The organism is Salipiger bermudensis (genome assembly GCF_020171625.1).
GTDB lineage: Bacteria > Pseudomonadota > Alphaproteobacteria > Rhodobacterales > Rhodobacteraceae > Salipiger > Salipiger bermudensis_B.
This window is the reverse complement of the sequence record NZ_JAIUZY010000003.1, coordinates 278450-304884: the sequence shown is the minus strand read 5'-3', so window position 1 is coordinate 304884 and position 26435 is coordinate 278450. Positions and strand designations below refer to the sequence as shown.

Below are 26435 nucleotides of genomic sequence, written 5' to 3'. Positions count from 1 at the left end.
CGGAACCGCGCGGCGTCAAGCTCTTACGCGTGAAAGCGGGCGCGGCAGGGGCCCGCGCCCGCCACGCCTCACATGTTGCCGCCAAGCAGCGCGGCGTTTCCGCCCGAGGCGGTGGCGTCGATGCAGACATGGCGCTCGGCGCGGGCATGGCCGGTGTCGGGCAGGCCGGTGATCGGGCTCAGGATCGGCCCGTCGCACCCGGCGAGCGCGGCGCGGTCGCGGGCGCGGCAGGGGGCCGCGCCCGCCGCGCCTCACATGTTGCCGCCAAGCAGCGCGGCGTTGCCGCCCGAGGCGGTGGTGTCGATGCAGACATGGCGCTCGGCGCGGGCGTGACCGGTGTCGGGCAGGCCGGTGATCAGGCTCAGGATCGGCCCATCGCGTCCGGCAAGCGCGGCGCGGTAGGCGCGCGCCTCTTCTTCGTCGCCCCACCACAGTGCCGCCGAGATGCCCTTGAGCGTTGCCAGCGCCTCGGGGGCCAGCTTGCCCTGCGTGGTCACCGCGACACCGCCCAGCTTGCGCACCGCCTCGGCCTGCGCCGCGGCGCAGTCCGAGCCCGGCCCGAGGCAGAGCACCGGGGGCCGGGCGAAGCTGGTGTACTGGTTGGCCTCGCCGGTCGGCCCGGGCAGCTCGGTGAGCTTGGGTGCCGCGCCGGGTCCGGCGCCGTCGATCGCCGCCGCAAGGCGCGCGGGCAGCTCCGCAGTCGACCAGTTGCCCGGCGCGTGGCCGGGGGCGTGGCGGCGGAAGCGGTCGCAATAGAGCGGCCCGCCGGCCTTGGGACCAGTGCCCGAGAGGCCTTCGCCGCCGAAGGGCTGGCTGCCGACGATGGCACCGATCTGGTTGCGGTTGACGTAGAGGTTGCCGGCCTCGACCCGCTCGGTCACGTGCTGCACCCGGTCGTCGATGCGGGTCTGCAGCCCGAAGGTCAGCCCGTAGCCGGTGGCATTGATGGCGTCGATCACGCTGTCGAGCTCATCGGCCTTGAAGGTGGCAAGATGCAGCACCGGGCCGAAGATCTCGCGTTCGAGCTCCCCGATGCCGCCGACCCGGATCAGCGCCGGGCCGATGAAATGCCCCGAGCGCGGCACGTCGATCTGCTTTATCAGCCGGCCCTCGGCGCGGGCGGCCTCCACATAGGCGTGGATGCCGTCATGCGCTTCGGCGTCGATCACCGGTCCGAGATCTGTCGAGAGATCCCATGGCTGGCCGGGATGCAGCGCCTCCATCGCGCCTTCCAGCATCTCGATGAAATGCGGGGCGATGTCTTCCTGCACGTAGAGGCAGCGCAGGGCCGAGCAGCGCTGGCCGGCGGACTGGAAGGCCGACTCGACGATGGCGCGGATCGCCTGCTCGGGCAGGGCGGTGCTGTCGACGATCATCGCGTTGAGCCCGCCTGTCTCGGCAATCAGCGGCGTGCCCGGGTCGAGGTGCTCGGCAATCGCGCGATGGATGATCTGCGCGGTGTCGGTGGAGCCGGTGAAGGCGACGCCCGAGACGCGGCGGTTCGAGGTCAGCGCCGCGCCCACGTCGCCGGCGCCCGGCAGCAGTTGCAGCGCCGCGCGCGGCACCCCGGCCTCGTGCAGCAGCTGCACCGCGCGCCACGCGATCAGCGGGGTCTGCTCGGCGGGTTTGGCCAGCACGGCGTTGCCGGTGGCCAGCGCCGCGGCGATCTGGCCGGTGAAGATGGCCAGCGGGAAGTTCCACGGCGAGATGCAGGCGAAGACCCCGCGCGGCGGCGCCCCGTCGGAGCGCGCGGCGTAGTAGCGCAGGAAGTCGACCGCCTCGCGCAGCTCGGCCACGGCGTCGAGCTGGGTCTTGCCGGCCTCGCGGTGAAGCAGCGCGAAGATCTCGCCGTAATGGTCCTCGTAGAGGTTGGCGGCCCTGAGAAGCACGGCGGCCCGGTCCGAGGGGCTGGCCTGCCACGGCTGCGCTGCCTCGGCAGCGGCGGCGACGGTCTCGGGGCTCGCCCAGGTGATCTGGCCCACCTCGTCGGACGGATCGGCCGGGTTAGGCACCGTCTCGGTCGCACCGAGTGGGGCGTCGACGGCGGTGATCGGCCCGGCCTGCCACGGCGCGGTGCGGAACGGCGCGCGGGCGGCGTCGATCTCGGCCAGCGTCGGGCGGTGAGTCAGGTCGAACCCCTTGGAGTTCTCGCGCTCGGGGTGGAACAGCTCCGGGCCGCGGGCGAGGGGGCGCTGGTCGTCGGCCTCGAACGGATCGGCGGCCACCACCGAGGGTGGCACCTCCTCGTCGACGATCTGGTTCACGAAGGACGAGTTCGCCCCGTTCTCGAGCAGACGCCGCACGAGATAGGCCAGCAGGTCGCGATGCGCGCCCACGGGCGCGTAGATCCGGCAGCGGGTGCCGGCGTCGGCCTTGACCAGAGAGTGCAGCGTCTCGCCCATGCCGTGCAGGCGCTGGAACTCGAACGCATCGGTGTCGTCGGCCATGTGCAGCACGGCGGCGACGGTATGGGCGTTGTGGGTGGCGAATTGCGGATAGATCCGGTCGGTCATGCCCAGCAGCTTGCGGGCATTGGCGATGTAGGAAATGTCGGTGTTGGTCTTGGCGGTGAAGACCGGGAACCCGGCAAGGCCCATGACCTGCGCGCGCTTGATCTCCGTGTCCCAGTAGGCGCCTTTCACCAGCCGCACCATGATGCGGCGGTCATGCGCCTCGGCCAGCGCGTAGAGCCAGTCGATGGTCTCGGCGGCGCGCAGCCCGTAGGCCTGCACCACCACGCCGAAGCCGTGCCAGCCGGCCAGCGTGGGCGAGGCGAAGGCGCGCCCGATCACGTCAAGCGACAGCGACAGGCGGTCGGCCTCCTCGGCGTCGATGTTGAGCCCGATACCGGCGGTCTTGGCCTCTTGGCACAGGCGCAGCAGGCGCGGCACGAGCACCTCCATCACCGCCTCGGACTGGCCCTCCTCGTAGCGCGCATAAAGCGCCGAGAGCTTCACCGAGATGCCGGGATTGTCGCGGGTGTCCTTGGCCGTTGCGGCTTTGGCGATGGCAGAGATCGCCTTCGAATAGGCATCGAGGTAGCGCAGCGCGTCCTGCTCGGTGCGGGCGGCCTCGCCCAGCATGTCGTAGCTGTAGGTGTAGCCCTTGGCCTCCATTGCGCTGCCGCGCTTCATCGCCTTCTCGATGGTCTCGCCGAGGACGAACTGCGCGCCCATCTCCTTCATGGCGCGACCCACGGCGGTGCGGATCACCGGCTCTCCGAGGCGCTTCATGGCGTTGCGCAGGTGGCCTGCAGGACCGGGACGCTTTTGCGGGTCGAGCACCTTGCCGGTGAGCATCAGCGCCCAGGTCGAGGCATTGACCAGCGGCGAGGTCGAGCGCCCCATGTGCTTGCCCCAGTCCGAAGGCGCGATCTTGTCTTCGATCAGCGCATCGATGGTCTCAGCGTCGGGCACGCGCAGCAGCGCCTCGGCAAGGCACATCAGCGCGATGCCCTCGTCGGTCGAGAGGCCGTACTCGGCGAGGAACACTTCCATCATGCCGGGCTTGGTGCTGCTGCGGATGCGGGTCACGAGGCCGGCGGCGCGGTCACCGATCTCGGCGCGCTCGGCGGGCGAGAGCGCCGCCTGTTCGCGCAGCCGGGCGACGGTCTCGGCCTCGTCGGCATAGGTGTTCTGGTCGATCAGATGGCGCAGATCGGGGGCAATGTCCTTGGGCATTCGGCGTCTCCGGTGATTTTTGCCAACATAGAGTGGTTCGTGAAGGCTGTTTGCCTTAAGAGTAACTTTAGGCGCATCAAAACGACCGAATATCCGGGGAAAACCCATGCAAGATGACTACGAAGAGTACGACCGGTTCGACCGCGCGATTCTGACCACCCTAGCAGCCGAGGGGCGAATCTCGATCACCGAGCTCGCCCGTCGCATCGGGCTGTCGAAAAGCCCCACGCAGGCCCGCCTGCGCCGGCTGGAAGAGCTGGGGGTGATCCGCGGTTACCGCGCGATCCTCGATCCGATCCGGCTGCGGCTCGATCACGTGGCCTTTGTCGAGGTGCGGATGCTCGACACCCGCGAAGCCTCGCTCGAGGCGTTCAACGCGGCGGTGGCGGCGATCCCCGAGATCGAGCAGGTGCATCTGATCGCCGGGAATTTCGACTACCTGCTGAAGGTGCGCACCGCCGACATGCGCAGCTATCGCCGGGTGCTGGCCGAGAAGATCTCGACCCTGCCGCATGTCTCGACCACCTCGACCTACGTGGCGATGCAGGCGGTCAAGGAGGACGGTCTCGCGCGCCCGCCGGGGGCGAGTGCCTGAGGCGCTGCGGCAGATCGCGTTGGGGGCTTCGATCCGGAATGCCACGGCGCGGTCATTTTGGCCCCGCCTGCGCGGGAAGAGCGTTGTCACCGCCGGTCTCGGGCGGTAGAGGCATCGGGGCACGCCGTGCGGGCGTGGTGGAATGGTAGACACAAGCGACTTAAAATCGCTAGGGCCTGGCCCGTGCGGGTTCGAGTCCCGCCGCCCGCACCAGCATCTCCTGTAGGGTTTAGAGCGTGCGCGTTCGGTCCGGCGCGCGAGATTTAGCGATCCGAACCGGGGCGAAGACGACGGCTGCCCCGTCAGCCTCGAAAACCTCGCAGCGCAGGGCAGGGAATTGTTCGACAACACCGCTGGGACGGTGGCGGCGGGCTGATCCGCGTTCACCGCAGTTCGCGGCACACTGCGTCTGAGATGTGGGGAGGGCGCGCCGAAAACGCGCTCAGAACGCCTTGAAGGTCAGCGTGGTGAGGGTGCGCTCGATCCCCGGCACATCGGCGAGCTGCTCGTTGATGTAGTGTCCCACATCGGCGCCTTCGGGGATGTAGAGCTTGACCAGCAGATCCCACTCGCCCGAGGTCGAATAGAGCTCCGAGTGGATCTCGCGCAGCGCGATCTCTTCCGCCACCTTGTAGGTGGTGCCGGGGGTGCAGCGGATCTGGACGAAAACGCAGGTGGTCATGGGGGTCTCCTTCGGGCGCAAGCTGGCACAGACGCCACGCCTTCACAAGATGCGCCGGCACGCCGCTTGGCGCGCGCCGCGACCGCGCCTATAAGCGCCCCGACAGCCGAGGAGAACGCCCATGCGCAAGGCCAGCATCAGCCGCAAGACCGCCGAAACCGCGATCGAGGTCGGCATCGATCTCGACGGCAGCGGCCTCTACGACAACCAGACCGGCGTGGGCTTCTTCGATCACATGCTGGACCAGCTGTCGCGGCACTCGCTGATCGACATGACAATCCGCGCCGAGGGCGACTACCATATCGACGATCACCACACAGTCGAGGACACCGGCATCGCCATCGGGCAGGCGCTGGTCAAGGCGCTCGGCGACAAGCGCGGAATCCGCCGCTACGGCTCCTGCCACCTGCCGATGGACGATGCGCAGGTGCGCGCCGCGCTGGATCTCTCGGCGCGGCCGTTCCTGATCTGGAACGTCGCCTTCCCCACCGAGAAGATCGGCAGCTTCGACTGCGAACTCGTGCGCGAGTTCTTTCAGGCGCTGGCGACCCATGGCGGCATCACGCTGCACGTCGATCAGCTACACGGGTTCAACTCGCACCACATCGCCGAGGCCGCCTTCAAGGCCGTGGCCCGCGCGCTGCGCGAGGCGGTTGAGCCCGATCCGCGCAAGGGCGATGCCATCCCCTCGACCAAGGGCGCGCTCTGAGCGCAGCCCCGAACAGGCTCAGGCCGCGATGACCGCGCCCGTGCCCGCCAGCGCGCGGGCGAGCGATTTCGGGTAGCGGATGAACAGGATCGCGGGGTTGGCGATGTCCTCCGACGCGATGGTCTCCGAGAGCGCACCCAGCGTGGTCGCGACGTGGCGCTCCTCTGGGGTGCTGGCGCGGGTCACGATCTCGACCGGGCAGGCGGCGGGGGCGCCGCCCTCCAGCAGGTCGGCCTGCACCTGCGCCGCGCGCTCCACCGCCATGTAGAACGCCATCGAGGTGCCGGGATGGGCAAGGCGGGCGCGGTCGGGGGCGGCGTCGCCGGGCCTGACGGTGCCGGTGGTGATCACGAAGGTGTCGGTCTCGCCGCGCTCGGTGAGTGGTCGGCCGATGCTGGCGGCGGCGGCCGAGGCGGCGGTGATGCCGGGCACGATCTCAACCGGGATGCCGGCGGCGCGGGCGGCGGCGATCTCCTCGCAGGCGCGGCCGAAGATCGACGGGTCGCCGGATTTCAGCCGCACCACCCGCAGCCCGAGCTTCGCCCTAGCGACGATCAGCCGGTCGATGCGGCCCTGCGGCCATTTGCACGCGCCCACGTCCTTGCCGACATAGATGCGCTCGGCCCCGTGGCGGGCGAGGTCGATGATCGCGGGATCGACCAGCCGGTCATAGAGCAGCACGTCGGCGGCGCGGATGCGCTCGAGCGCGCGCAGGGTAAGCAGGTCGCGGGCGCCGGGTCCGGCGCCGACGAGGGCGATGTGGCCTGTGGTCTTCGGGTGCGTCATCGGGAAGATCTCCATGCGCAGGGGGCAGACACAAAAAAAAGCCGCCGACACGTCGCATCATCTGAAGCGACGGATCGAGCAGCTTTGCTCAGCGATCCCGGTCATTCGGGAGACAGGTGCGGCGCCGTTGCCGCGTCCCTTCAGCCATGCGGGCAGGGGCGGGATTCGGGCAAGGGTTTTGTGCCGCCACGGGGCGTGGCCCGTCGCGTTGGGGCCAGCCGGGGGCGGATCTGCACAGAACGCAGGCAGTCTGGCACCGTGCTGCGGCCATTCGGGGAGAGGCGGAAACGAAAAGACCCCCGCAGCGTCCTGCGGGGGGCTTGGTGCGTTTCGTGAGGCGTGCCGCGGCGTCCCGATGAGACGCGGCCTGCGCCTCAGTCCAGCGCGGCGTCGCAGCGCGCGCAGGTCGCCGGGTGGGCATGGGTGCCCACGTCGGGGAGGATCTTCCAGCAGCGCTGGCACTTCTCACCATCGGCCTTCTCGAACACCACGCCGACGCCCGGCACCTCGGCCATGCGGAAGGCCTCCTGCGGGGCGGGATCGGCGGTCAGGCGGATGCCCGACGTGATGCAGAGATCCGCGAAGGTCACGGTCTTGAGCGCCGCGAGCATCTCGGCATCTTCCACGTGCACGATGGGTGCCGCCTCGAGCGAGGCGCCGATCACCTTGTCGGTGCGCTGGATTTCCAACGCCGCGGTCACCGCACGCCGGGCGGCGCGGACCTTGGCCCACTTGTCGGCGAGCGCCTCGTCGCGCCAGCTTGCCGGCGTTTCGGGGAAGTCCTGCAGGTGGATCGAGCTCTGCTCGCCGGGGAAGCGGTCGAGCCAGACGTCTTCCATGGTGAAGACGAGGATCGGCGCCAGCCAGCTGGTCAGGCGGTGGAACAGGAGGTCCATCACCGTGCGCGCGGCGCGGCGGCGCTCGGTGTCGCCGTCGCAATAGAGCGCGTCCTTGCGGATGTCGAAGTAGAAGGCCGACAGGTCCACGGTGCAGAAGGTGAAGACCGACTGGAACACCGACTGGAAGTCGTAGCTGCGGTAGCCTTCCTGCACCTTGACGTCGAGCTCGGCGAGACGGTGCAGCACCCAGCGCTCGAGCTCGGGCATGTCTTCGGGAGCGACCCGGTCATCTTCCGAGAAGTGCCCAAGCGCGCCCAGCATGAAGCGCATGGTGTTGCGCAGGCGGCGGTAGCTGTCGGCCACGCCCTTGAGGATCTCGGGCCCGATGCGCTGGTCGGCGGTGTAGTCGGTCTGGGCCACCCAGAGCCGCAGGATGTCGGCGCCGTACTGCTTCACCACCTCTTCGGGGACGATGGTGTTGCCGAGCGACTTGGACATCTTGTTGCCCTTCTCGTCCAGCGTGAAGCCATGCGTCACCACGTTGCGATAGGGGGCGCGGCCGATGGTGCCGCAGGCCTGCAGCATCGAGGAGTGGAACCAGCCGCGGTGCTGGTCGGTGCCCTCCATGTAGACATCGGCGATGCCGTCGGCGGTGCCGTCCTCGCGGTCGCGCAGCACGAAGGCGTGGGTCGAGCCGCTGTCGAACCAGACGTCGAGCACGTCGAAGACCTGCTCCCACTCGTCCGCCGCGTAGTCGGATCCGAGGAAGCGCTCCTTGGCGCCCTCGGCATACCAGCAATCCGCGCCCTCGGCCTCGAAGGCCTCGCAGATGCGGGCATTGACCGCCGGATCGCGCAGCAGGAAGTCCTCGTCGGTGGGCAGGGCGCCCTTCTTGACGAAGCAGGTCAGCGGCACGCCCCAGGCGCGCTGGCGCGACAGCACCCAGTCCGGACGGCTCTCGATCATCGAATAGAGGCGGTTGCGGCCCGATTGCGGGGTGAACTTCACCAGCTCGTCGATCGAGCGCAGCGAGCGCTCGCGGATCGAGGTGCCGTACGCGTCCTGACCGTCGCCCACGGGGCGGTCGATGGCAGCGAACCATTGCGGCGTGTTGCGGAAGATCACCGGCGCCTTGGAGCGCCAGCTGTGCGGGTAGGAGTGCTTGATCTTGCCACGGGCCAGCAGCCCGCCGACCTCGGTCAGCTTGTCGATGACGGCCTTGTTGGCGTCGCCTTCCTTGCCGTTCGGCTTGAGGATCATCTTGCCGCCGAAGAACGGCAGATCCTCGCGGAAGGAGCCGTCTTCCATGACGTTGTAGGTGATGACCTGCTTGAGCATCCCCAGATCGCGGTAGAGCTCGAACTCCTCCATGCCGTGCGACGGCGCGCAGTGCACGAAGCCGGTGCCTTCCTCGTCAGTGACGAAGGGCGCGGCGCGGAAGTCGCGCGGCGCGTCCCACTCGCCTTCGCCGCCTTCGGCTCCGGCCAGCGGGTGCTGCAGCGTCATCGCGGCAAGCTGGTGCGGGGTCACGTCCGAGACACGCGTCCACTGGCTTTCGTCAAGGCGGGCGCGGGCGAAGGTCTGCGCCGCGAGCTTGTCGGCGAGGATGTAGCGCTCGCCCTTGGCGGCCCAGCATTCCTCGGGCGTGTCGGTGACCTCGTAGAGCCCGTACTGGAAGTCCTCGCCGTAGACGACGGCCTTGTTCGAGGGCATGGTCCAGGGCGTGGTGGTCCAGATCACCACGTAGGCGCCGAGGAACTTGTCATGCGCCGCCTGCGCGGCGCTGACCGCGGCCTGACGCTCATCGTCGCTCTCTTCCTCGCTGGCGCGGTCGACCTCGGGGGCGTTGTATGCGCTGACCCTGAACTTCACCCAGATGGTGAAGCTCTCCTTGTCGTGATACTCGACCTCGGCCTCGGCCAGCGCCGTCTTCTCGACCGGCGACCACATCACCGGCTTGGAGCCCTGGTAGAGCGTGCCGGTGGTGAGGAACTTCATGAACTCCTCGGCGATGACGCGCTCGGCGTGGTAGTTCATCGTCAGGTAGGGATCGGCCCAGTTGCCGGTGATCCCGAGGCGCTTGAACTCGTCGCGCTGGATGTCGACCCAGCCTTCGGCGAACTTGCGGCATTCCTGCCGGAAGTCGATCACCGGGACCTCGTCCTTGTTCTTGCCCTTGGCGCGGTACTGCTCTTCGATCTTCCACTCGATCGGCAGGCCGTGACAATCCCAGCCCGGCACGTAGCGCGCCTCGTGGCCCATCATCTGGTGGCTGCGCACGATCATGTCCTTGATCGTCTTGTTCAGCGCGTGACCGATATGCAGGTGACCGTTGGCGTAGGGCGGGCCGTCATGCAGGGTGAACGGCGGGCGCTCGGCGCCTTTCTCGCGCAGGCGGTCGTAGATGCCGATGTTTTCCCAGCGCTCCAGCCACTCCGGTTCGCGCTTGGGCAGGCCCGCGCGCATCGGGAAGTCGGTCTTGGGAAGGTTCAGCGTGTCCTTGTAGTCAGGCGTTTCGGCGCACATGATCTGTGGTCCCGGTTCTTGAATCGTGAATTGGGGAATGGTCGGTCGGCGCGGTGGTCCATACGCCTTGTCCCGGCGACTCTGCTCTCAGAGCGCCGGGCATGTAATTCGAATGATGATCTCGAAACGGCCCATCATGGGCGGCCTTATAGGCCTGCGACTCGCGATGGTCCAGAGCTTGCGGCGGCTGCGACGGGCGCAACGCCTGAGCGAGAAACCCCCGACCCGCCCCCGAGACCGGCGTCTGACCGCCGGTTCCGGCCATGCCGCGACGCGGCGCGGCGGGGATCGGCCTACCTTGGGTTGTTTTTCGGGCGGTCCATCGCCGCATTTGTCGCCCCCCGACCTCGGGCCGTTGCAGGGGCGGCCGGGTGTGCTCAACTCAAGGCAAGGACGCGCGGCAGACCGTCGCGCCGGATCCGCCCCCACGCCTAGAAGGAGCGCCATCATGGCCTACCCCGACGACCAAGTGAACCGACCCGACCCCACCGCGCCGCCGCGCCACGACGATCCGAGGCGGGTCGCCCCCGCCTCCAAACGCGGCAGCAAGATGACCGGGATCCTTGTCGCCGTGGTCCTGGTCCTCGGCCTGATCTTCGCGGCCAGCATGTTCCTCGACGGCGGCGAGACCGAGACCGCGCCGGCGGCGGTCACAGACCAGAGCGAGACCACGGTGCCGGGCGATGGCGCCGCGGCCCCCGCGACCGGAGAGGCTGACGATACGGCACCGGTTGCGCCCGAGACGCCGGCCGACTAAAGGCCAGCGTCCGCCGCTTCCGCCCCCGGATCGAGGCTCCTTCCCCCTGACGGGAGCCGGCCACCACTCACGGACCCCGGGGCGGGAGCGGCACATGTGTCGCCATGTCGAAACCGCGTACCGTTTGAGCGGGCCGGATGTGACGTCCCGTCAGAATGTGGCAATCTCGCCGCAATTGGCGGGAAGTGGCGCAGGGGATCTCGCCTTTGCGCAATCCGCCGCGCATGACTGTCGCCGACGGAAATATCACGCGACAAGCACCCGTCCGAGGCTCATGAGAGCCTCGTCTGCTCTTTCTGCCAATCGAGTATCATGCAATGTCCCAGTCGAGAGACGACTGCCCCCCGCCCGCGCGGCCCGAGCCGCTGTTGCCCGTCGATCTGCGTGGTCTGGACTGGACCGCTGGCCTTGTCTTTGCCGTTCTTTTGGCACTGGGCACGCTGGTCGGCCATGACGCCGTCACCAACACCCGCGATACGCTGCGCGAACCGAGGATCGAGGTGCAAGCGGCCTTGCCCTGACACCGCCCTGCCTGCGGGGCAGGGGCATCCGGTCGACGTTCCGGCACTGACCGGACGAACGCCCGACCTTGGGGGCGCGGCTCAGGCTCAGGCTCAGGCCTTGTCGGCGCTTTTCACCAACCCCGACAGGGCGCTTCGGATGATCGAGCGCACCGAGGGCCGCTTCACCGCCTGAAAGGGCAGGGGGCGGCAGACCTCGATGGCCGCCACGCCGACCCGCGCGGTGAGGGCGCCGTTGACCAGCCCCTCGCCAAAGCGGCGCGAGAGCTTGGCCAGTAGGCCGGCGCCGAGGATCGGTTCGAGCAGGTCGTCGCCCACTGCGACCGCGCCGGTGGCGACCAGATGCGACATCACCGCCTTGGTCAGGCGCCAGCTTCCCAGCGTGCCCGAGCGACCGCCGTAGATCTCGGCGATGCGCCGGATCATCCGCATGTTGGCACCAAGCGCGGCGGCCACGTCGGCCAGCGCCAGCGGCACCAGCGCGGTGACCGTGGCGACTTGCCGCGCCGAAGCCTCGACCTCTCGCCGCGCGGCGGCGTCGAGCGGCGAGAGCAGCTCGGTCTCGGCAAGGCCCAGAAGCCCCGAGGCGTCGAAGATCTCGGCCTCGCGCTCGCGCAGGCGCTCGCGGCCCCAGCGCGTGTCATCGCGCCCCGCATAGAGCGTCGTGAGCTTGTCGGTGACGGCGCGCGCCGCCTTGAGGTCCTCGTCGGCCAGCGCCCGGGCCGAGGCGCGGTGCAGCGCGTCGACGCGCGCGAGCCGCGACAGCGCTGCCAGCTCCTTGATGACGATCAGCGCCACCACCAGCACGAACAGCACCATCAGCGCGGTGACGGCATAGCCCAGCATCGGCACCGAGACGATGAGATCGGTGACGAAGCGCCACGCGGCGATCGACACCAGCGCCGAGACCAGCGTGCCGAGCAGGGCCCAGAACCAGCGCGCCAGCCGCGACGGCCGGCGGGCCGCGAGCACCGCGGCGGTGGTCATCGCGCGGCCCTCGTGCAGGGTCGGGGCAGTCTCGGGGTCGGGCACGGGGGGCGCCTCGGAGGGGGTGGCTGGGGCGGCGCTCTCGTCAAGCTCGAACAGCACCGGGCCGCGTCTGTCGCCGGAGGGGGTCTTGTTGCTCATGCTCCGGGCTCCTTGGCTGCGGCGCTGGCCGGGGCGGTCCAGCGGAAATGGATGTCGGGCAGGCCCTCGTCGTTGTCAGAGCCGTCGCCGCGTTCGATCTCGGCAAAGCCCGCGCCCTCGTAGAAGCGGCGCGCGGCGGTGTTGGCGGCGAAGGTCCAGAGATCGAGCGCCGTGCTTTCGGCCTTGGCGCGGGCCACCAGCGCGTGGCCGATGCCGCGGCGCTGCCACTCGGGGGCGATGAAAAGCGCGTGCACGTAGCCGCCCTCCCGCGCGAGAAAGCCCGTCACGGTGCCGCCCGAAGGCGCCTCGGCCACCGTCACCCAGCCGCGTGAGATCATTGCTCCCGCATGGGCGATGTCCTCTGCCGCGGAATGCAGGCGCGGCTTCCAGACCCGCTCTGCCACCGCCGCCGAGATCATCGCGCCCAGGGGACCTGCGTCGAGGCTGCGCGCCGGGCGCAGCGCAGAGGAAACGTGCCGGCTCACAGCCGGTCTCCGAACAGGAACTGCGCGGCGCGGTCGAGGCGGATATGCGGCGGCCCCTCGCCGGGCCTGAGGCTGAGCCGCGACGGGGCGAAGCGCATGATGGCATAGTCGCCGTCGAGCCAGCCCTCGGCGCCCTCGCGGGCCGGGCCGAGCAGGCGCGCCGGGTCGTCGGGCAGCTCGCCGGGGTAGAACGCCGCCTCGCGACCGCGACCGCCGTCCTCGAGGAGCAGCGTGCCGCGCACGCAGTCGAAGTGGTCGCCGTTGCGCGGCAGGGTCTGTTCGACGGTGGCGCGCAGCGAGGCGATCGACATGGCGCCGGTCTCGGCCCCGGCAAAGCGCGCCCGGTCGCGGGCGTCGCGGGTCAGCGCTTCCATGATGGCGGTCAGCCGGCCGTGCTGGGTGTGATGCAGGTGGTCGGCCTTGGTGGCGGCGAAGAGGATCTTCTCGACCCGTTTGCCGAGCAGCAGGCTTTTGAGGAAGGCGTTGGCGCCGGGGCGGAAGGCGGTGAGGATCTCGGCCATCGTGCGGCGCAGATCCTCCATCGCGGCGGGGCCGGCATGGATCGCGCCGAGCGCGTCGACCAGTACCACCTGCCGGTCGATGCGGGAGAAGTGATCGCGGAAGAATGGCTTCACGATCTGGGATTTGTAGGCCTCGAAGCGGCGCTCCATCTCGCGCCAGAGCGACTTGCGCGGCGGGTCGGAGGGCTTGGGCAGCGGCGCGAAGGTCAGCGCGGGGCTGCCCTCCTTCTCGCCGGGCAACAGGAACCGGCCCGGCGTGCAGTCCGAAAAGCCCGCGTTGCGCGCAGCGTGCAGGGCTTCGGTGAAGCGGGTGGCGAGCGCCTTGGCGCGGACCTCATCGAGCGTACGTGCGCTGTCCTCCGCCCGGGCCATCGCGAGATAGTCGGCGCCGCCGGGGCGCTGCGCGAGGCGCGACAGGCTCTCCTCGGCCCAGTCGGCATAGGTCTTGTCCATCAGGCCGAGGTCGAGCAGCCATTCACCGGGATAGTCGACGATGTCGAGATGCACGGTGCGCGGCCCCGACACGCCCGCCAGAAGCCCGGTCGGGCGCAGCCGCAGCGACAGCCGCAGCTGCGACACTGCGCGCGTGCTCTCCGGCCAGTGCGGCGTGGCAGAGGTGAGCGCGCCGAGATGGCTCTCGTAGTCGAAGCGCGGCATCGTGTCGTCGGGCTGCGGCTGCAGGTAGGCGGCGAGGATGCGGCCCTCGCTCTCGGCCAGCAGTTGCGGCATCCGCGCCCGATCCATCAGGTTGGCGACGAGGGAGGTGATGAACACCGTCTTGCCGGCGCGCGACAGACCGGTGACGCCGAGCCGGATCACCGGCTCGGTGAACGGGCTGGTCAGCGTGTCGGTGACGTTCTCGACCCCGCGGGTCAGCCTGTCGGCGATGGTTCCGATGACCAAGGTCTGCCTCTCTGCCTGTTCTGCTCTGGCTGTGCTGCGCCCTACAGATAGACCCCGCACCCCGCGGTGGCCAGTCGGAGGGATCAGAAACCGAGGATCGAGAGCAGCCAGAAGCACGCCGCCGAGAGCAGCGCGGCGGCGGGAACGGTGATCACCCATGCCGCGACGATGGTCATGAAATGCGACCGGCGCACGAGCTTGCGGCGGGCGCGTTCCTGCCGGGCGAGACGGGTGTCGCTGCGGCCCCGGCCGGTGGCCTTGCGGGCGCGGCGCTCCATGTACCACTCGCGGAAGAAGCCGACGCCGAACACCCCGCCGACCGCGATATGGGTCGAACTCACCGGCAGGCCGAGCCACGAGGCCGCGATCACGGTGACCGCCGCGGAGAGCGCCACGCAATAGGCGCGCATCGGGTTGAGCTTGGTGATCTGGCTGCCGACCATGCCGATCAGCTTCGGCCCGAAGAGCACGAGGCCGAAAGAGATCCCGAGCGCGCCGATCAGCATGACCCAAAGCGGGATGGTCACCTCGTCGGCCACCCCGGCGGATTGCTGAACGTAGGCCACCGCCGCGAGCGGGCCCACGGCATTGGCCACGTCATTGGCGCCGTGGGCGAAGGAGAGCAGCGCCGCCGAGACCACGAGCGGCATCCGGAACAGCGTCTTGAGGGAGCGGTTGCGGTTCTCGAGCCCCTCGGACTGGCGCCGGATGAAGGGCACCGAGAGCCCCCAGAAGATCACCCCGGCGGCCGCGCCGATCAGCAGCGCGGTCTGCAGGTCGACCTCCATCACGTGCTTGAGCCCCTTCAGCGCCAGGTAGGCGGCGAAGGCGGCGCTCATCAGGCCGATGAGGACCGGGACCCAGACCCGCGCGGCGGCGATCTTGTCCTCGACATAGATTACCCGCCACTTGATGAAGGCGAGCATGGCGGCGGCGATGATGCCGCCGAGCAGCGGCGAGATCACCCAGCTTGCGGCAATGGCGCCCATCGTCGGCCAGCTCACCGTGGCAAGGCCCGCCGCGGCGATGCCCGCGCCCATCACGCCGCCGACCACCGAATGGGTGGTCGAGACCGGGGCACCGACCCATGTGGCGATGTTGACCCAGATCGAGGCCGCCAGCAGCGCCGCCATCATGGCGCGCACGAAGACCTTGGTGTTGGACAGGCTGGCCGGATCGATGATGCCCTTCGAGATCGTCGACACCACGTCGCCGCCGGCGAGCAGCGCGCCCGCGCTCTCGAAGACCGCGGCGATCGCGATGGCTCCGAGCAGCGACAGCGCCTTGGCGCCGACCGCCGGCCCCATGTTGTTGGCGACGTCGTTGGCGCCGATGTTGATCGCCATGTAGGCGCCGAACGCCGCCGCCACGACCACCGCGAGCCCCTGCGGCTCACCGCCGGTAAAGATCGCCGCCGCCACCGCCGCGAGCGTGACGAAGACCAGGCTGACACCCACCCCGACCAGCGGGCGCGAGGTGTACATGGTGGCAGCCTCGAGGCGCGACAGGCGGTTGAGATCCTGATCGAGCGTCTTCCACTGATGCGGGGGCGTGTCCTGGGGCAATGTCGGAAGGTCCTGTAGGTCTGGCAACCGGTTCGGCGCGTGCGGCGCGAAGCTCAGCGTCGCGCCGTCTCGGCGAGCAGGGACGGCAGGTCGCGCAGCAGCTCCGAGAGCTGCTCTTCGTCGACCCGCTCGGCGGCCTCCTCGGGTGTCATCCAGTGGCGTTCGCGCTCATCCATCTCGGGATAGCTGTCGAGCAGTTTCTCGACCGCGACGGCGTAGACGTCGACATCGGTGGCGACCGGCAGGCCACCATCGAGCACCTTGTCATAGCGGTAGCGCCCGATGCGGGCGGGCCGTCGGGCCTCGGCCTTGACTCCGGCCTCTTCCCACGCCTCCTGAAGCGCGGTGCCGGCGGCGTCGGTGCCGTGCATCGGCCAGCCCTTGGGAATGATCCAGCGCTTGGTTTCGCGCGAGGTGATCATCAGAACCTCGGGACCGGCCTCGCCCGTGCGATGGCACAGCGCCGCGATCTGCACCCGCGGAGGGCGGCGCAGCATCGGGGCAATATAGCTTTTCCAAAGGCGGGCAAGCATTCGGGTCACCGGGTTCGGGGCAGGTTGAGTCGGTCTGCCCTATAGAGTCTGTGGTGAAAACTCAACCCGGCAAGCCCGCAAGCGGGGCGGGGCATTGCCGAGATGCGACAGCGCTTGTAAGGGAGCGGCCATGCCCAGATACGCCCTTCTCGTCGAATATGATGGCCGCCCCTTCGCCGGATGGCAGCGTCAGGCCGATCAGCCCTCGGTGCAGGGCGCGATCGAGGCGGCGCTGGCCAAGCTCGAGAAGCGCGACCACACCATCGCCGCCGCCGGGCGCACCGACGCGGGCGTTCATGCGCGCGGGCAGGTGGCGCATTGCGACATGGAGAAGCACTGGGACCCGTTCCGCCTGTCCGAGGCGCTGAACTTCCACCTCAAGCCCGCGCCGGTGGCGATCCGCGCCTGCGCCGCGGTGAGCGACGACTGGCACGCCCGCTTCTCGGCGCATGAGCGGCGCTACCTCTTCCGGCTGCTGGCGCGCCGTGCCCCGGCCACGCTCGAGGCCGGGCAGGTCTGGCGGGTGATGAATCCGCTGTCGCTCGAGGCGATGCGCGCGGGCGCGGCGCATCTTATCGGGCAGCACGATTTCACCACCTTCCGCTCGACCATGTGCCAAGCTGCCTCGCCGGTGAAGACCATGGACGAGATCCGGATCGAGGAAACCGATACCGGGGCCGGCCCGGAATTCCGCTTTCACCTGCGCGCCCGCAGCTTCCTGCACAACCAGGTGCGCTCCATCGTCGGCACGCTCGAGCGCGTCGGCGCTGGTTCCTGGGCGCCCGAAGACGTTCGCGCGGCGCTCGAGACCTGTGATCGCGCCGCCTGCGGGCCGGTGTGCCCGCCGGACGGGCTCTACCTCATGGGGGTGGGCTACGCGGACGACCCGTTCGCCTGAGGCGGAGCTGCGACACGCGTGACCTTTGGTCAAGAAACCGCTTTGCGCCGCGGGCAAACCCCGCTATCAGCGCTGACATGACGTTTGCGATCCGAATCCGACGAGCCTGACCGCTCCCCTGTCGTGCCTCCTCTTCGGGGAGGCTGCTGCTTCGCACGTCTGACCCCCATGCAACTTGACTTGGCCCCGTGCCCTTGGCACCAATCGGGCCTCAATCCATCGAGGATATGCTGATGATCCCGTCCGTCCTGCCGACCTATTCCCGCGCGCCCCTGCACTTCGTGAAGGGCGAAGGCACCTGGCTGGTTGAGGAGGACGGCCGCCGATTTCTCGATCTCGGCAGCGGCATCGCGGTGAACGCGCTGGGTCACGCGCATCCCGCACTCGTGGCCGCGCTGACCGCGCAGGCGCAGAACCTGTGGCACGTCTCGAACCTCTACGAGATCCCGCAGCAGCAGGCGCTGGCCGACAAGCTGGTCGAGGCGAGCTTCGCCGACACCGTGTTCTTCACCAATTCCGGCACCGAGAGCTGCGAGCTGGCGGTGAAGATGGCGCGCAAGTACTGGTACGACAAGGGCCAGCCCGACAAGACCGACATCATCGCCTTCGCGGGCTCGTTCCACGGTCGTTCCTCGGCGGGAATCGCCGCGGCGGGCTCTGAGAAGATGACCAAGGGCTTCGGCCCGCTGCTGCCGGGCTTCAAGCATCTCGCCTGGGGGGATCACGAGGCGCTCGAGGCGGCTATCGACGACACCACCGCGGCCATCCTGATCGAGCCGGTGCAGGGCGAGGGCGGCATTCGTCCGCTGCCCGACCAGTGCCTGCAGGGGCTGCGCAAGCTCTGCGACGAGAAAGGCGTGCTGCTCATTCTCGACGAGGTGCAATGCGGCATCGGTCGGACGGGTCGGCTCTTCGCGCACGAATGGGCCGGCATCACCCCCGATATCATTATGGTCGCCAAGGGCATCGGCGGCGGCTTCCCGCTGGGCGCGGTGCTGGCCACCGAAGAGGCCGCCTCGGGCATGACCGCCGGCACCCATGGCTCGACCTATGGCGGCAACCCGCTGGGCTGCGCGGTGGGCTGCGCGGTGATGGATCACGTCACCGACCCGGCCTTCCTCGACGGCGTCAACCGCAAGGCCGGCCTGTTGCGCCAGAAGCTCGAGGGCCTCGTCGCCGCCCATCCCGAGATCTTCGAGGCGGTGCGCGGCACGGGTCTGATGCTCGGCCTCAAGTGCAAGATCGCCCCGGCGGATCTGGTCAAGGCCGGCTACGAGGCGCTGGTGATCACGGTTCCCGCCGCCGACAACGTCGTGCGCCTGCTGCCGCCGCTCACCATCACCGAGGACGAGATCGGCGAGGCCATCGCGCGCCTCGACACCGCCGCCTCTTCCCTCGAGACGCAAGCCGCGTCTTCGGTTTGACGAATTCCGCGCAGTGGAGGGCAGCGCCCCTCCACTGCGCCAGACAAAAAAGAACAGTGCCATGAACCACTTCCTCGACATCCACAAGACCGGCAAGGACGACCTGCGGTCGATCATCGACGCCGCCAAGGCGATCAAGAACAAGCGCAACGGTCGCCCGCGCGCCGCCCCCGACGACGATCTGCCGCTCAAGGACCGCATGGTCGCGCTGATCTTCGAGAAGCCCTCGACCCGGACCCGCGTGTCGTTCGACGTGGGCGTGCGCCAGATGGGCGGCCAGACCATGGTGCTCTCGGGCTCCGACATGCAGCTCGGCCACGGCGAGACCATCGCCGACACCGCCCGCGTGCTGTCGCGCTTCGTCGACATGATCATGATCCGCACCTTCGACGAGGCCGTGCTGACCGAGATGGCCGAATATGCCGACGTGCCGGTGATCAACGGACTCACCGACCGCACCCACCCCTGCCAGATCATGGCCGACATCCTCACCTTCGAGGAGCATCGCGGCCCGATCGCCGGCAAGAAGGTGGTGTGGTGCGGCGACGGCAACAATGTCTGCGCTTCGTTCCTGCACGCCGCCGGCCAGTTCGGCTTCGACCTGACCTTCACCGGCCCGGTGCAGCTCGATCCCGAGATGGAATTCGTTGGCCTCGCCCGCAATCAGGGCAGCACCATCACCATCGAGCGCGATCCGTTCAAGGCGGTCGAGGGCGCCGATCTGGTGGTCGCGGACACCTGGGTGTCGATGCACGACGCGCAATCCGCCAAGGAACGCCGCCACAACATGCTGCGCCCCTACCAGGTCAACGACAAGCTGATGGAGGCCGCCGGCAAGGACGCGCTCTTCATGCACTGCCTGCCGGCGCATCGCGGCGAAGAGGTCACCTCCGAGATCATGGACGGGCCGCAATCGGTGATCTGGGACGAAGCCGAGAACCGGCTGCACGCCCAGAAGGCGATCATGCGCTGGTGCGTCGAGGGCTGAGACCCGGTCACGGCCAACCCAGCGTCGCGCCCGGCGCGCCGGGAGTGCTGATGCGTATTTGGAACGTAGAGAAGACCCGGGCCGGCCGCGTGGTGGGCCCGGGTCTTCTTTGGTTCAAAAATACCTCGGGGTGAATTGGCCCGCAGGGCCAAGAGGGGCAGCGCCCCTCACTGCCCCCGCGGCTTGGCGCGCAGGGTCGGGTCGGCCTGGCGCGGGTCTTCGGGCCAGGGGTGCCTGGGATACTGCGCCTTCATGTCCTTGCGCACATCCGCATAGGAGCCGTCCCAGAAGCCGGGCAGGTCCATGGTGGTCTGCACCGGACGGCGCGCGGGCGAGAGCAGCGTGACCCGCAGCGGACGCCGGCCCACAATGGGGTGGCTGCGCTGGCCGAACATCTCCTGCAGGCGCAGGGCGATCTCGGGGTGATCGCCGGAATAGTCGATGGGGATCTCGCGCCCCAGAGGCGTGGTGAACTTGCCCGGCACCGACGCGTCGAGCGCCTGCATCTGGCCCCAGTCGAGCCGCGCGCGCAGCGCCGGCAGCGCGTCGAAGCGTTTCCAGTCCTCGGCGCTCCTGACGCCCGCGAGATAGGGCAGCAGCCAGTCCTCCAGCGTCTCCATCAGCGCGGGCTCCGACATGTCGGGCAGATCGAGCCCGCCCTCGCGCCCGATGGCCACGCGGGCGCAGAACCGGCGCGACGCGTCCGAGAGCGCCAGACCCAGCTCGCGCACCCCCTCGAGCATGGCGCGGGCCACCGCCTCGGACGGGGCGTTTTTCCAGAGCCGGTCGTCGAGCGCGATGGCGCCGAGACGTTCCTGCTGGCGCGTCAGAACGCGGCGCTCGCGCTTCGACCACTCGCACAGATCGTGCCAGCGGATCTGGTCCGGGAACAGCGCGTGGAGCTCGCTTTCGGTGATCTGCGTGGCCTGCCGGATGCGGGCCTCGCGCGGGTTGCCGTCGGTGTCGGTGACCACGATGAGCCGGGCCGCGGCCAGCGGGTCGGCGGGATCGAGCACCGCGCCCTTGCCGCCCGACAGCTGGAAGCGCGGCGCGTCGCCCTTGCGGCGCAGGCCGATGCGGTCGGGATAGGCCAGCGCGGCCATGGCGGCGGGGCTCATCGCCTCCTGCCGCGCGCCCTTCGTGCGCGCCTGAAGCCGTTTCGCATCGGCGCGGATGCGCTCGAGCGCGGCGCGGTTGAGGCCGTAAGGCCGGCTCGCCTCGAAGCGTTTGGGATCGCGCAGCGCTTCGAGCCGCAGGATGAGATCGGTGGGCGCGCCGGTGAGCGGGTCGCGCTCGGCCAGCAGCGCCGCGAGCGGGGCGGCCTCCGGTCCGGCCAGCGTCAGCATGTGGCCAAGGCGTGGATGCAGCGGCACCGCGGCCAGCGCCTTGCCGTGCTCGGTGATGCGGCGCTGGTCGTCGAGCGCGCCCAGCATCTGCAAAAGCGCCTGCGCCTCGGCATAGGCCCCGGGATTGGGCGGGCTGAGGAAGGGCAGGTCGTCGGGCGTGGCGCCCCAGAGCGCCAGCTCCAGCGCCAGCCCGGCCAGATCGGCGGTCTCGATCTCCGCGGGCGGGTAGGCCTGCAGCGCGCCTTCCTCGCCCTTCGTCCAGAGACGGTAGGCCACGCCCTCGGCCACGCGGCCGGCGCGGCCGGCGCGCTGGGTGGCCTCGGCGCGGGTGACGCGCTCGGTCACCAGCCGCGCCATGCCCGCGCCCGGATCGAAGCGGGCCCGCCGGGCGCGCCCGCCATCGACCACCACGCGGATGTCCTCGATGGTCAGCGAGGTCTCGGCGATCGCGGTGGCGAGCACCAGCTTGCGGCCCTTGGTCTCGGGGCGGATGGCGGCGCGCTGGTCGGCGAAGGCCATGGCGCCGAAGAGCGGGCGCACCGTCACGTCACCGGGCAGGCGGCCCCTGAGCTTCGCCTCGGTGCGGCGGATCTCGCCCTCGCCGGGGAGGAAGGCGAGGATGCCGCCTTCGGTCTCGCGCGCGGCCTGCACGATCAGGTCGGCCACGCTCTCCTCGAAGCGGCGCTGCTTTTGCAGGGGCGCCTCGAGCCAGCGGGTCTCGACCGGGAAGGCGCGGCCCTCGGAGGTGACGACCGGGGCCTGCATGAGTTCGGCCACCGGGCCCGCGTCGAGCGTGGCGGACATGGCGAGCAGGATCAGGTCGTCGCGCAGGGCGCCGGCCACCTCGAGGCAGAGGGCGAGGCCGAGATCGGCGTTGAGCGAGCGCTCGTGGAATTCGTCGAAGATCACCGCGCCGATGCCCGAAAGCGCGGGGTCGGATTGCAGCATCCGGGTGAGGATGCCTTCGGTCACCACTTCGATGCGGGTGGTCTTCGAGACCTTGGCCTCGCCGCGGATGCGGTAGCCCACGGTCTCGCCCGGCGCCTCGCTCAGCGTGTCGGCCATGCGCGCGGCGCTGGCGCGCGCGGCCAACCGGCGCGGCTCGAGCATCAGGATCGTCTGTTCGGTCAGCCCCGCCTCGAGCATGGCAAGCGGCACGCGGGTGGTCTTGCCGGCGCCGGGCGGCGCCTGCAGCACGGCGCGGCCCTCGGCACGGAGGGCGGTGAGAAGCTCGGGCAGGGCGTCGTCGATGGGCAGGCGGGTCATGGAGGGGGTTATGCGGGAGTGTGCGGGCGGCGTCGAGGGGGCGCGCGTGCGGGACGGGGGGATGAGGGGGCGCTGCCCCCGTCCGCGCGGGGCGCGGACTCCCCCGAGGTATTTGGAAACCAGAGAAGAGGCGGGCTCGTGCCCGGTGGCGATGCGGTCCGGGGCTGGACATCGGCGCGGCTTGCGGGTCAGGTCGGAGGCGGCAGAGAAGAGGGCAGAGGCATGGATATCGAGGATCTGGCAGCGCGCATCCTGCAAGGCGAGCGCCGGGCGCTGGCCCGGGCGATCACGCTCGTGGAAAGCGGGCGGGCCGATCATCGCGTCGCGGCGCGGGCGCTGATCGAGCGGCTGCACGGCCACGACAACGTCGCGCTGCGGGTCGGGCTTTCGGGCACGCCCGGTGTCGGCAAGTCGACCTTCATCGAGGCCTTCGGCAGGATGCTCACCGCGCAGGGGCTGAAAGTGGCGGTGCTGGCGGTGGACCCGTCCTCGGCGCGCTCGGGCGGCTCGATCCTCGGCGACAAGACCCGGATGGAGCGGCTGTCGCGCGATCCCAACGCCTTCATCCGGCCTTCGCCGGCGCAATCGCATCTGGGCGGCGTGGCGCGGCGCACCCGCGAGGCGATCGATCTCTGCGAGGCGGCGGGCTTCGACGTGATCCTGATCGAGACCGTGGGGGTGGGCCAGTCGGAGACCGTCGTGGCCGAGATGTCGGACCTGTTCCTGCTGCTGCTGGCGCCCGCAGGCGGCGACGAGCTGCAGGGGGTGAAGCGCGGCATCATGGAGACCGCCGACATCATCCTGATCAACAAAGCCGACGGCGATCTCAAGGCCACCGCGACGCGGACCTGCGCCGACTACGCGGGCGCGCTGCGGCTGCTGCGCAAGCGGGTGCAGGACCCTGAGGGCTTCCCCAAGGCGCTGACGGTCTCGGCGGTGGAGGAGAACGGGCTCGACCGGGCGTGGGACGAGGTGACCACGCTCACCCGGTGGCGTCGCGAGGTCGGGCATTTCGAGGCCCGCCGGGCGGGGCAGGCGCGCTACTGGTTCGAGGCGGAGGTGCGCGAGGGCCTGCTGGCGCGGCTCCGGCGCGAGCCCGTCAAAGGCGCGATGGCGGCCCTGGCGCATCAGGTCGAAGCCGGCGAGATCAGCGCGGCCGCCGCGGCGGAGGAGCTGCTCGAGACCTATCTCGGCGAGGTGGCGCAGGTCTGAGGGGATTCGGGCAGGGGGCCGCCGTCGCCTCGAACGCCGGGCCCGGGGGCTCGGCGAACGGCGCCATAGCGGCGTGAAACAAGCGGTTTCACGGGTTTCGGCAAAGCCCGGGGGAAGGGGTTGACGCGCGAGGGGCTTGGAGCTAGAGAAGCCCGACCAGATTCCGGGCGCCCCTGGCGGCGCCCTTTCATATTGGCGAACGATCGGCAGGCGCTGCCTCTCACCGGTCCGAAGCCCCGAGACGATGAGGATGGACCCATGTCGCGCGTATGCGAACTGACCGGCAAAGGCCCGATGACGGGTCACAATGTTAGCCACGCCAACAACAAGACCAAGCGGCGCTTCCTGCCGAACCTGAACGATGTGACGCTGCAGTCCGAGACCCTGGGTCGCGGCGTGAAGCTGCGCATCTCGGCTTCGGCCCTGCGCTCGGTCGACCACCGCGGCGGCCTGGACAAGTTCCTGGACAAGGCCAAGGACGCCGAGCTCAGCGCAGCCGCGCTGAAGGTGAAGAAAGAGATCGCAAAGGCCCGCGCAGCGCAGGCCTGAGCCATTTGATTCCACAGAATCATCCACAGCCCCGATGCAAGCTGCATCGGGGCTGTTTCCTTTTGTCACATGACAATTTGTGCCGCGTTGCCTAAACCTTCGGCGATGGTTCGGAAAAGATATCCACTGATTGCGGTTTTGCTGGCTCTGGCGGTGGCGCTGACCGGGGCGCAGATGGCCTATGCGCGCGGCCAGCCGCAGCCAGCCGGACAGATGGTGATCTGTACCGGGCTCGGCCTGACCACGGTGATGGTCGATTCTGAGGGCACCCCGGTGGCGCAGAGCCATGTCTGCCCCGACGGCCTTCTCACGCTATTCCTCTCTGCCGGCGGCGCATGGGAGCCGCCTTCGCGTTTGCTGAACTGGGTGCCGCTGTCGCAGAGCGTGGCGGTGATGCGCGGGCAGGGGCGTCCTGTCCCCGGCGCGCAGGCGCGGGGGCCGCCGGTGCCGGTCTGACGACGCAGGACCCGACCGACAGACCCACACAGATCACAGGACAGACATCATGAAATCCCTGATTCTCGCCGGCGCCGCTGCGCTGGCCCTTTCGACGCCCGCCCTCGCCGACATCGCCGTGCACGACGCCTATGCCCGCAGCGCCGGGGCCGCCGCCAAGACCGGCGCCGCCTTCATGGTGATCGAGAACACCGGCGACAGCGACGACCGCCTCGTCTCGGTGGCCTCGGACGCGGCGCAGAAGGTCGAGCTGCACACCCACGAGGCCGGCGAAAACGGCGTGATGAAGATGCGGGAGGTCGAGGACGGCTTCGTCATCCCCGCCAACGGCGCGCACGCTCTGGCGCGCGGCGGCGACCACGTGATGTTCATGGGGCTCAACGGCCCCTTCGAGCAGGATGACACTGTTACTGTCACCCTGACCTTCGAGAAAGCCGGCGACATGGAGGTCGAGATCCCGGTGGATCTCGAGCGACAGCCAACCCATGGCGACGATCATGGCGAGCACGACGGGCATGGCGAGCATGGCGAGCACGACGGGCATGGCGATCATGACGGCCATGACGACCATTCGGGCCACGCCGGCCACGGCGACATGAACAAGTAAGCGACCGGGCGCAGCCTCGGTGGTGAATGGAGCCGCGTCCGGGACAGACCCGGGCGCGGCTTTCGCGTGTCAGCGCCTCAGTCGAGCAACTCCGAGACCCAGGCCGGGACCACCTCGCTGGCGGGGCCGATGCGGTGGTCGTCGAAGGCCCGTGAGATTTCGCTTTCGGCAAGGTTCAGCTCAACGGTGCGGGCGCCGGCATAGGCCGCGCCCTGCACGAAGCCCGCCGCCGGGTAGACCTGCCCCGAGGTGCCGATCGCGGCGAAGAGGTCGCAGCCCAGCAGGTGATCCTCGATTTCGTCCATATGGTAGGGCATCTCGCCGAACCAGACGATGTCGGGGCGGGCAGTGGGGGCGGCGCAGGCCGGGCAGGGCTCACCGGGCGACATCTCTGGCGGGGCGGTCCAGCGGTGGCCGCAGGCGTGGCACAGCGCGCCTGACAGCGCGCCGTGCATGTGGAGCGCGCTTGCCCCGGCCTTCTCGTGCAGGCCGTCGACATTCTGTGTCACGATCACCACCTCGCCGGGCCAGTCGCGCTGCAACCGGGCCAGAGCCTCGTGGGCGGGGTTCGGCACCGCGGCCGCCGCCTGCACGCGGCGAGCGTTGTAAAACGCGTGCACTAGGGCGGGGTCGCGGGCGAAGGCCTCTGGCGTGGCCACGTCCTCGATGCGGTGCTTCGCCCAGAGCCCGCCCTCGTCGCGGAAGGTGCCGAGGCCGCTTTCGGCCGAGATGCCGGCCCCGGTGAGGATCACGATCTTGTCGGCCATGCTTTTCCCTTCCTCGCTGCCACGGTAGGCTTCGGCGCAAAAGGAGCGCGCCTCATGACCCAGAGTATCCTCTTCGTCTGTCTCGGCAATATCTGTCGCTCGCCCTCGGCAGAGGGCGTGGTGCGACGGATGGCGGCAGAGCGCGGGATGTCGCTGGAGCTCGACAGCGCCGGCACCGGGTCGTGGCATCTGGGCGAGCCGCCCTATGCGGCGATGCAAGCCGCAGCCCGCGCGCGCGGCTATGACCTGTCAAGCCTGCGGGCCCGGCAGGTGACCCGGGCGGATTTCGACCGCTTCGACCTGATCGTGGCCATGGATGACGACAACTTCGCCAATCTCGAGGCGATGCGGCCGCGCGAGGGTGGGGCGGAGCTGCGTCTGTTCACCGACTACGCCGCCGCGACCGGCGCGCGCGAGGTGCCCGATCCGTATTTCACCCGTGATTTCGACGGCACGCTCGACCTGATCGAGATCGCCGCCCGCGGGCTTCTGGATCAGCTCTCGGAATAGACCTTGCGGGCGACCAGCCAGGTCACCGGGACGCCGAGCACGGCGCCTGCCGCGGCACAGGCGACGATTGGCACCAGCGTGTCATGACCGGTCACCAACGCGGCGACGACGGCGCTGCCCGCCAGCGTGGAGCCGATGAGGGCGTAGAGGATCCCGGCAAGTCTGAGCATGGCGCTGTCTCC

The 26435-nt window shown here is 69.6% G+C and carries 24 protein-coding genes and 1 tRNA gene; 13 read left to right on the top strand and 12 right to left on the bottom strand.

What is annotated here, in order from left to right; genetic code table 11:
* Positions 1 to 251 precede the first annotated feature (251 nt).
* Complete coding sequence (gene putA, locus LCM15_RS04975; protein ID WP_224853723.1) at positions 252 to 3680, bottom strand: bifunctional proline dehydrogenase/L-glutamate gamma-semialdehyde dehydrogenase PutA; 3429 nt, start codon at positions 3678 to 3680, stop codon at positions 252 to 254.
* A 106-nt stretch (positions 3681 to 3786) separates the two neighbouring features.
* On the opposite strand from putA, the gene LCM15_RS04970 reads away from it, so the two are divergent.
* The gene (locus tag LCM15_RS04970) at positions 3787 to 4275 is read left to right on the top strand and encodes an Lrp/AsnC family transcriptional regulator (RefSeq protein ID WP_007798062.1); all 489 of its coding nucleotides are present in this window, start codon (positions 3787 to 3789) and stop codon (positions 4273 to 4275) included.
* A 128-nt stretch (positions 4276 to 4403) separates the two neighbouring features.
* A tRNA-Leu gene (locus tag LCM15_RS04965) sits at positions 4404 to 4488 on the top strand.
* Between the two features lie 229 nt (positions 4489 to 4717).
* Here the strand turns inward: LCM15_RS04965 and LCM15_RS04960 are convergent.
* A complete protein-coding gene (locus LCM15_RS04960) occupies positions 4718 to 4957 on the bottom strand; it encodes an Lrp/AsnC family transcriptional regulator (RefSeq protein ID WP_222603566.1) in 240 nt (79 codons plus the stop codon).
* Positions 4958 to 5078: 121 nt separating this feature from the next.
* On the opposite strand from LCM15_RS04960, the gene hisB reads away from it, so the two are divergent.
* The gene (gene hisB / locus LCM15_RS04955; protein ID WP_224853721.1) at positions 5079 to 5666 is read left to right on the top strand and encodes an imidazoleglycerol-phosphate dehydratase HisB; all 588 of its coding nucleotides are present in this window, start codon (positions 5079 to 5081) and stop codon (positions 5664 to 5666) included.
* 18 nt (positions 5667 to 5684) lie between these two features.
* On the opposite strand, the gene cobA is transcribed toward hisB, so the two are convergent.
* On the bottom strand, positions 5685 to 6452 hold the full coding sequence (cobA, locus tag LCM15_RS04950) for a uroporphyrinogen-III C-methyltransferase (protein WP_224853718.1): 768 nt from the start codon (positions 6450 to 6452) through the stop codon (positions 5685 to 5687).
* 374 nt (positions 6453 to 6826) lie between these two features.
* A complete protein-coding gene (gene ileS / locus LCM15_RS04945) occupies positions 6827 to 9817 on the bottom strand; it encodes an isoleucine--tRNA ligase (RefSeq protein ID WP_224853715.1) in 2991 nt (996 codons plus the stop codon).
* Between the two features lie 448 nt (positions 9818 to 10265).
* On the opposite strand from ileS, the gene LCM15_RS04940 reads away from it, so the two are divergent.
* Positions 10266 to 10574, top strand: coding sequence for a hypothetical protein (locus LCM15_RS04940; protein ID WP_224853712.1), 309 nt, complete (start codon positions 10266 to 10268; stop codon positions 10572 to 10574).
* A gap of 317 nt (positions 10575 to 10891) precedes the next feature.
* Positions 10892 to 11095: a hypothetical protein gene (locus LCM15_RS04935; RefSeq protein ID WP_224853710.1), complete on the top strand. Its 204-nt coding sequence runs from the start codon at positions 10892 to 10894 to the stop codon at positions 11093 to 11095.
* 93 nt (positions 11096 to 11188) lie between these two features.
* On the opposite strand, the gene LCM15_RS04930 is transcribed toward LCM15_RS04935, so the two are convergent.
* The 5 genes from LCM15_RS04930 to LCM15_RS04910 form a co-directional block, all read right to left on the bottom strand.
* Positions 11189 to 12223, bottom strand: coding sequence for a YcjF family protein (locus tag LCM15_RS04930; RefSeq protein ID WP_224853707.1), 1035 nt, complete (start codon positions 12221 to 12223; stop codon positions 11189 to 11191).
* Positions 12220 to 12708, bottom strand: coding sequence for a GNAT family N-acetyltransferase (locus LCM15_RS04925; protein WP_318246056.1), 489 nt, complete (start codon positions 12706 to 12708; stop codon positions 12220 to 12222). Before LCM15_RS04925 ends, LCM15_RS04930 begins: the two co-directional genes overlap by 4 nt.
* The gene (locus LCM15_RS04920) at positions 12705 to 14132 is read right to left on the bottom strand and encodes a YcjX family protein (RefSeq protein WP_224853704.1); all 1428 of its coding nucleotides are present in this window, start codon (positions 14130 to 14132) and stop codon (positions 12705 to 12707) included. The genes LCM15_RS04925 and LCM15_RS04920 overlap by 4 nt, the downstream gene beginning before the upstream one ends.
* Before the next feature lie 83 nt (positions 14133 to 14215).
* Complete coding sequence (locus LCM15_RS04915; protein ID WP_224853702.1) at positions 14216 to 15697, bottom strand: inorganic phosphate transporter; 1482 nt, start codon at positions 15695 to 15697, stop codon at positions 14216 to 14218.
* A 53-nt stretch (positions 15698 to 15750) separates the two neighbouring features.
* Positions 15751 to 16230, bottom strand: a complete 480-nt coding sequence (locus tag LCM15_RS04910) for an NUDIX hydrolase (protein ID WP_224853699.1) — start codon at positions 16228 to 16230, stop codon at positions 15751 to 15753.
* A 130-nt stretch (positions 16231 to 16360) separates the two neighbouring features.
* On the opposite strand from LCM15_RS04910, the gene truA reads away from it, so the two are divergent.
* The 3 genes from truA to argF all read left to right on the top strand — a co-directional run bounded on the left by truA (position 16361) and on the right by argF (position 19540).
* Entirely contained in the window at positions 16361 to 17128 is a 768-nt protein-coding gene (gene truA / locus LCM15_RS04905) for a tRNA pseudouridine(38-40) synthase TruA (protein WP_224853696.1), read from the top strand.
* A 233-nt stretch (positions 17129 to 17361) separates the two neighbouring features.
* Complete coding sequence (locus tag LCM15_RS04900) at positions 17362 to 18552, top strand: aspartate aminotransferase family protein (protein ID WP_224853694.1); 1191 nt, start codon at positions 17362 to 17364, stop codon at positions 18550 to 18552.
* 61 nt (positions 18553 to 18613) lie between these two features.
* The gene (gene argF / locus LCM15_RS04895; RefSeq protein WP_224853691.1) at positions 18614 to 19540 is read left to right on the top strand and encodes an ornithine carbamoyltransferase; all 927 of its coding nucleotides are present in this window, start codon (positions 18614 to 18616) and stop codon (positions 19538 to 19540) included.
* Positions 19541 to 19707: 167 nt separating this feature from the next.
* Here the strand turns inward: argF and hrpB are convergent, their stop codons facing one another.
* On the bottom strand, positions 19708 to 22152 hold the full coding sequence (gene hrpB, locus LCM15_RS04890) for an ATP-dependent helicase HrpB (RefSeq protein ID WP_224853689.1): 2445 nt from the start codon (positions 22150 to 22152) through the stop codon (positions 19708 to 19710).
* 222 nt (positions 22153 to 22374) lie between these two features.
* Here hrpB and meaB point away from each other — a divergent pair, with 222 nt between their 5' ends.
* From meaB to LCM15_RS04870, 4 genes are all read left to right on the top strand, one after another.
* Complete coding sequence (meaB, locus tag LCM15_RS04885) at positions 22375 to 23364, top strand: methylmalonyl Co-A mutase-associated GTPase MeaB (protein WP_224853686.1); 990 nt, start codon at positions 22375 to 22377, stop codon at positions 23362 to 23364.
* A gap of 258 nt (positions 23365 to 23622) precedes the next feature.
* Positions 23623 to 23913: a 50S ribosomal protein L28 gene (gene rpmB, locus LCM15_RS04880; protein ID WP_224853684.1), complete on the top strand. Its 291-nt coding sequence runs from the start codon at positions 23623 to 23625 to the stop codon at positions 23911 to 23913.
* A gap of 138 nt (positions 23914 to 24051) precedes the next feature.
* Positions 24052 to 24369: a hypothetical protein gene (locus LCM15_RS04875; protein WP_224853683.1), complete on the top strand. Its 318-nt coding sequence runs from the start codon at positions 24052 to 24054 to the stop codon at positions 24367 to 24369.
* A gap of 49 nt (positions 24370 to 24418) precedes the next feature.
* Positions 24419 to 24976 carry a copper chaperone PCu(A)C gene (locus tag LCM15_RS04870; protein WP_224853680.1) on the top strand — a complete coding sequence of 186 codons (558 nt, stop codon included), beginning with the start codon at positions 24419 to 24421 and terminating at the stop codon, positions 24974 to 24976.
* A 77-nt stretch (positions 24977 to 25053) separates the two neighbouring features.
* On the opposite strand, the gene LCM15_RS04865 is transcribed toward LCM15_RS04870, so the two are convergent.
* Positions 25054 to 25743 carry an NAD-dependent deacylase gene (locus LCM15_RS04865; RefSeq protein ID WP_224853678.1) on the bottom strand — a complete coding sequence of 230 codons (690 nt, stop codon included), beginning with the start codon at positions 25741 to 25743 and terminating at the stop codon, positions 25054 to 25056.
* A 54-nt stretch (positions 25744 to 25797) separates the two neighbouring features.
* On the opposite strand from LCM15_RS04865, the gene LCM15_RS04860 reads away from it, so the two are divergent.
* Positions 25798 to 26253, top strand: coding sequence for a low molecular weight protein-tyrosine-phosphatase (locus LCM15_RS04860; RefSeq protein WP_224853675.1), 456 nt, complete (start codon positions 25798 to 25800; stop codon positions 26251 to 26253).
* On the opposite strand, the gene LCM15_RS04855 is transcribed toward LCM15_RS04860, so the two are convergent.
* Entirely contained in the window at positions 26238 to 26423 is a 186-nt protein-coding gene (locus LCM15_RS04855) for a CTP synthetase (protein ID WP_224853673.1), read from the bottom strand. The two genes, LCM15_RS04860 and LCM15_RS04855, sit on opposite strands and share 16 nt — an antisense overlap.
* Positions 26424 to 26435: the final 12 nt, after the last annotated feature.

Bases quoted from the DNA above. Each gene is read 5' to 3' on its own strand.
- putA (WP_224853723.1), bottom strand. From the start codon at position 3,680: ATGCCCAAGGACATTGCCCCCGATCTGCGCCATCTGATCGACCAGAAC.
- LCM15_RS04970 (WP_007798062.1), top strand. From the start codon at position 3,787: ATGCAAGATGACTACGAAGAGTACGACCGGTTCGACCGCGCGATTCTG.
- LCM15_RS04960 (WP_222603566.1), bottom strand. From the start codon at position 4,957: ATGACCACCTGCGTTTTCGTCCAGATCCGCTGCACCCCCGGCACCACC.
- hisB (WP_224853721.1), top strand. From the start codon at position 5,079: ATGCGCAAGGCCAGCATCAGCCGCAAGACCGCCGAAACCGCGATCGAG.
- cobA (WP_224853718.1), bottom strand. From the start codon at position 6,452: ATGACGCACCCGAAGACCACAGGCCACATCGCCCTCGTCGGCGCCGGA.
- ileS (WP_224853715.1), bottom strand. From the start codon at position 9,817: ATGTGCGCCGAAACGCCTGACTACAAGGACACGCTGAACCTTCCCAAG.
- LCM15_RS04940 (WP_224853712.1), top strand. From the start codon at position 10,266: ATGGCCTACCCCGACGACCAAGTGAACCGACCCGACCCCACCGCGCCG.
- LCM15_RS04935 (WP_224853710.1), top strand. From the start codon at position 10,892: ATGTCCCAGTCGAGAGACGACTGCCCCCCGCCCGCGCGGCCCGAGCCG.
- LCM15_RS04930 (WP_224853707.1), bottom strand. From the start codon at position 12,223: ATGAGCAACAAGACCCCCTCCGGCGACAGACGCGGCCCGGTGCTGTTC.
- LCM15_RS04910 (WP_224853699.1), bottom strand. From the start codon at position 16,230: ATGCTTGCCCGCCTTTGGAAAAGCTATATTGCCCCGATGCTGCGCCGC.
- truA (WP_224853696.1), top strand. From the start codon at position 16,361: ATGCCCAGATACGCCCTTCTCGTCGAATATGATGGCCGCCCCTTCGCC.
- LCM15_RS04900 (WP_224853694.1), top strand. From the start codon at position 17,362: ATGATCCCGTCCGTCCTGCCGACCTATTCCCGCGCGCCCCTGCACTTC.
- argF (WP_224853691.1), top strand. From the start codon at position 18,614: ATGAACCACTTCCTCGACATCCACAAGACCGGCAAGGACGACCTGCGG.
- hrpB (WP_224853689.1), bottom strand. From the start codon at position 22,152: ATGACCCGCCTGCCCATCGACGACGCCCTGCCCGAGCTTCTCACCGCC.
- meaB (WP_224853686.1), top strand. From the start codon at position 22,375: ATGGATATCGAGGATCTGGCAGCGCGCATCCTGCAAGGCGAGCGCCGG.
- rpmB (WP_224853684.1), top strand. From the start codon at position 23,623: ATGTCGCGCGTATGCGAACTGACCGGCAAAGGCCCGATGACGGGTCAC.
- LCM15_RS04870 (WP_224853680.1), top strand. From the start codon at position 24,419: ATGAAATCCCTGATTCTCGCCGGCGCCGCTGCGCTGGCCCTTTCGACG.
- LCM15_RS04865 (WP_224853678.1), bottom strand. From the start codon at position 25,743: ATGGCCGACAAGATCGTGATCCTCACCGGGGCCGGCATCTCGGCCGAA.
- LCM15_RS04860 (WP_224853675.1), top strand. From the start codon at position 25,798: ATGACCCAGAGTATCCTCTTCGTCTGTCTCGGCAATATCTGTCGCTCG.
- LCM15_RS04855 (WP_224853673.1), bottom strand. From the start codon at position 26,423: ATGCTCAGACTTGCCGGGATCCTCTACGCCCTCATCGGCTCCACGCTG.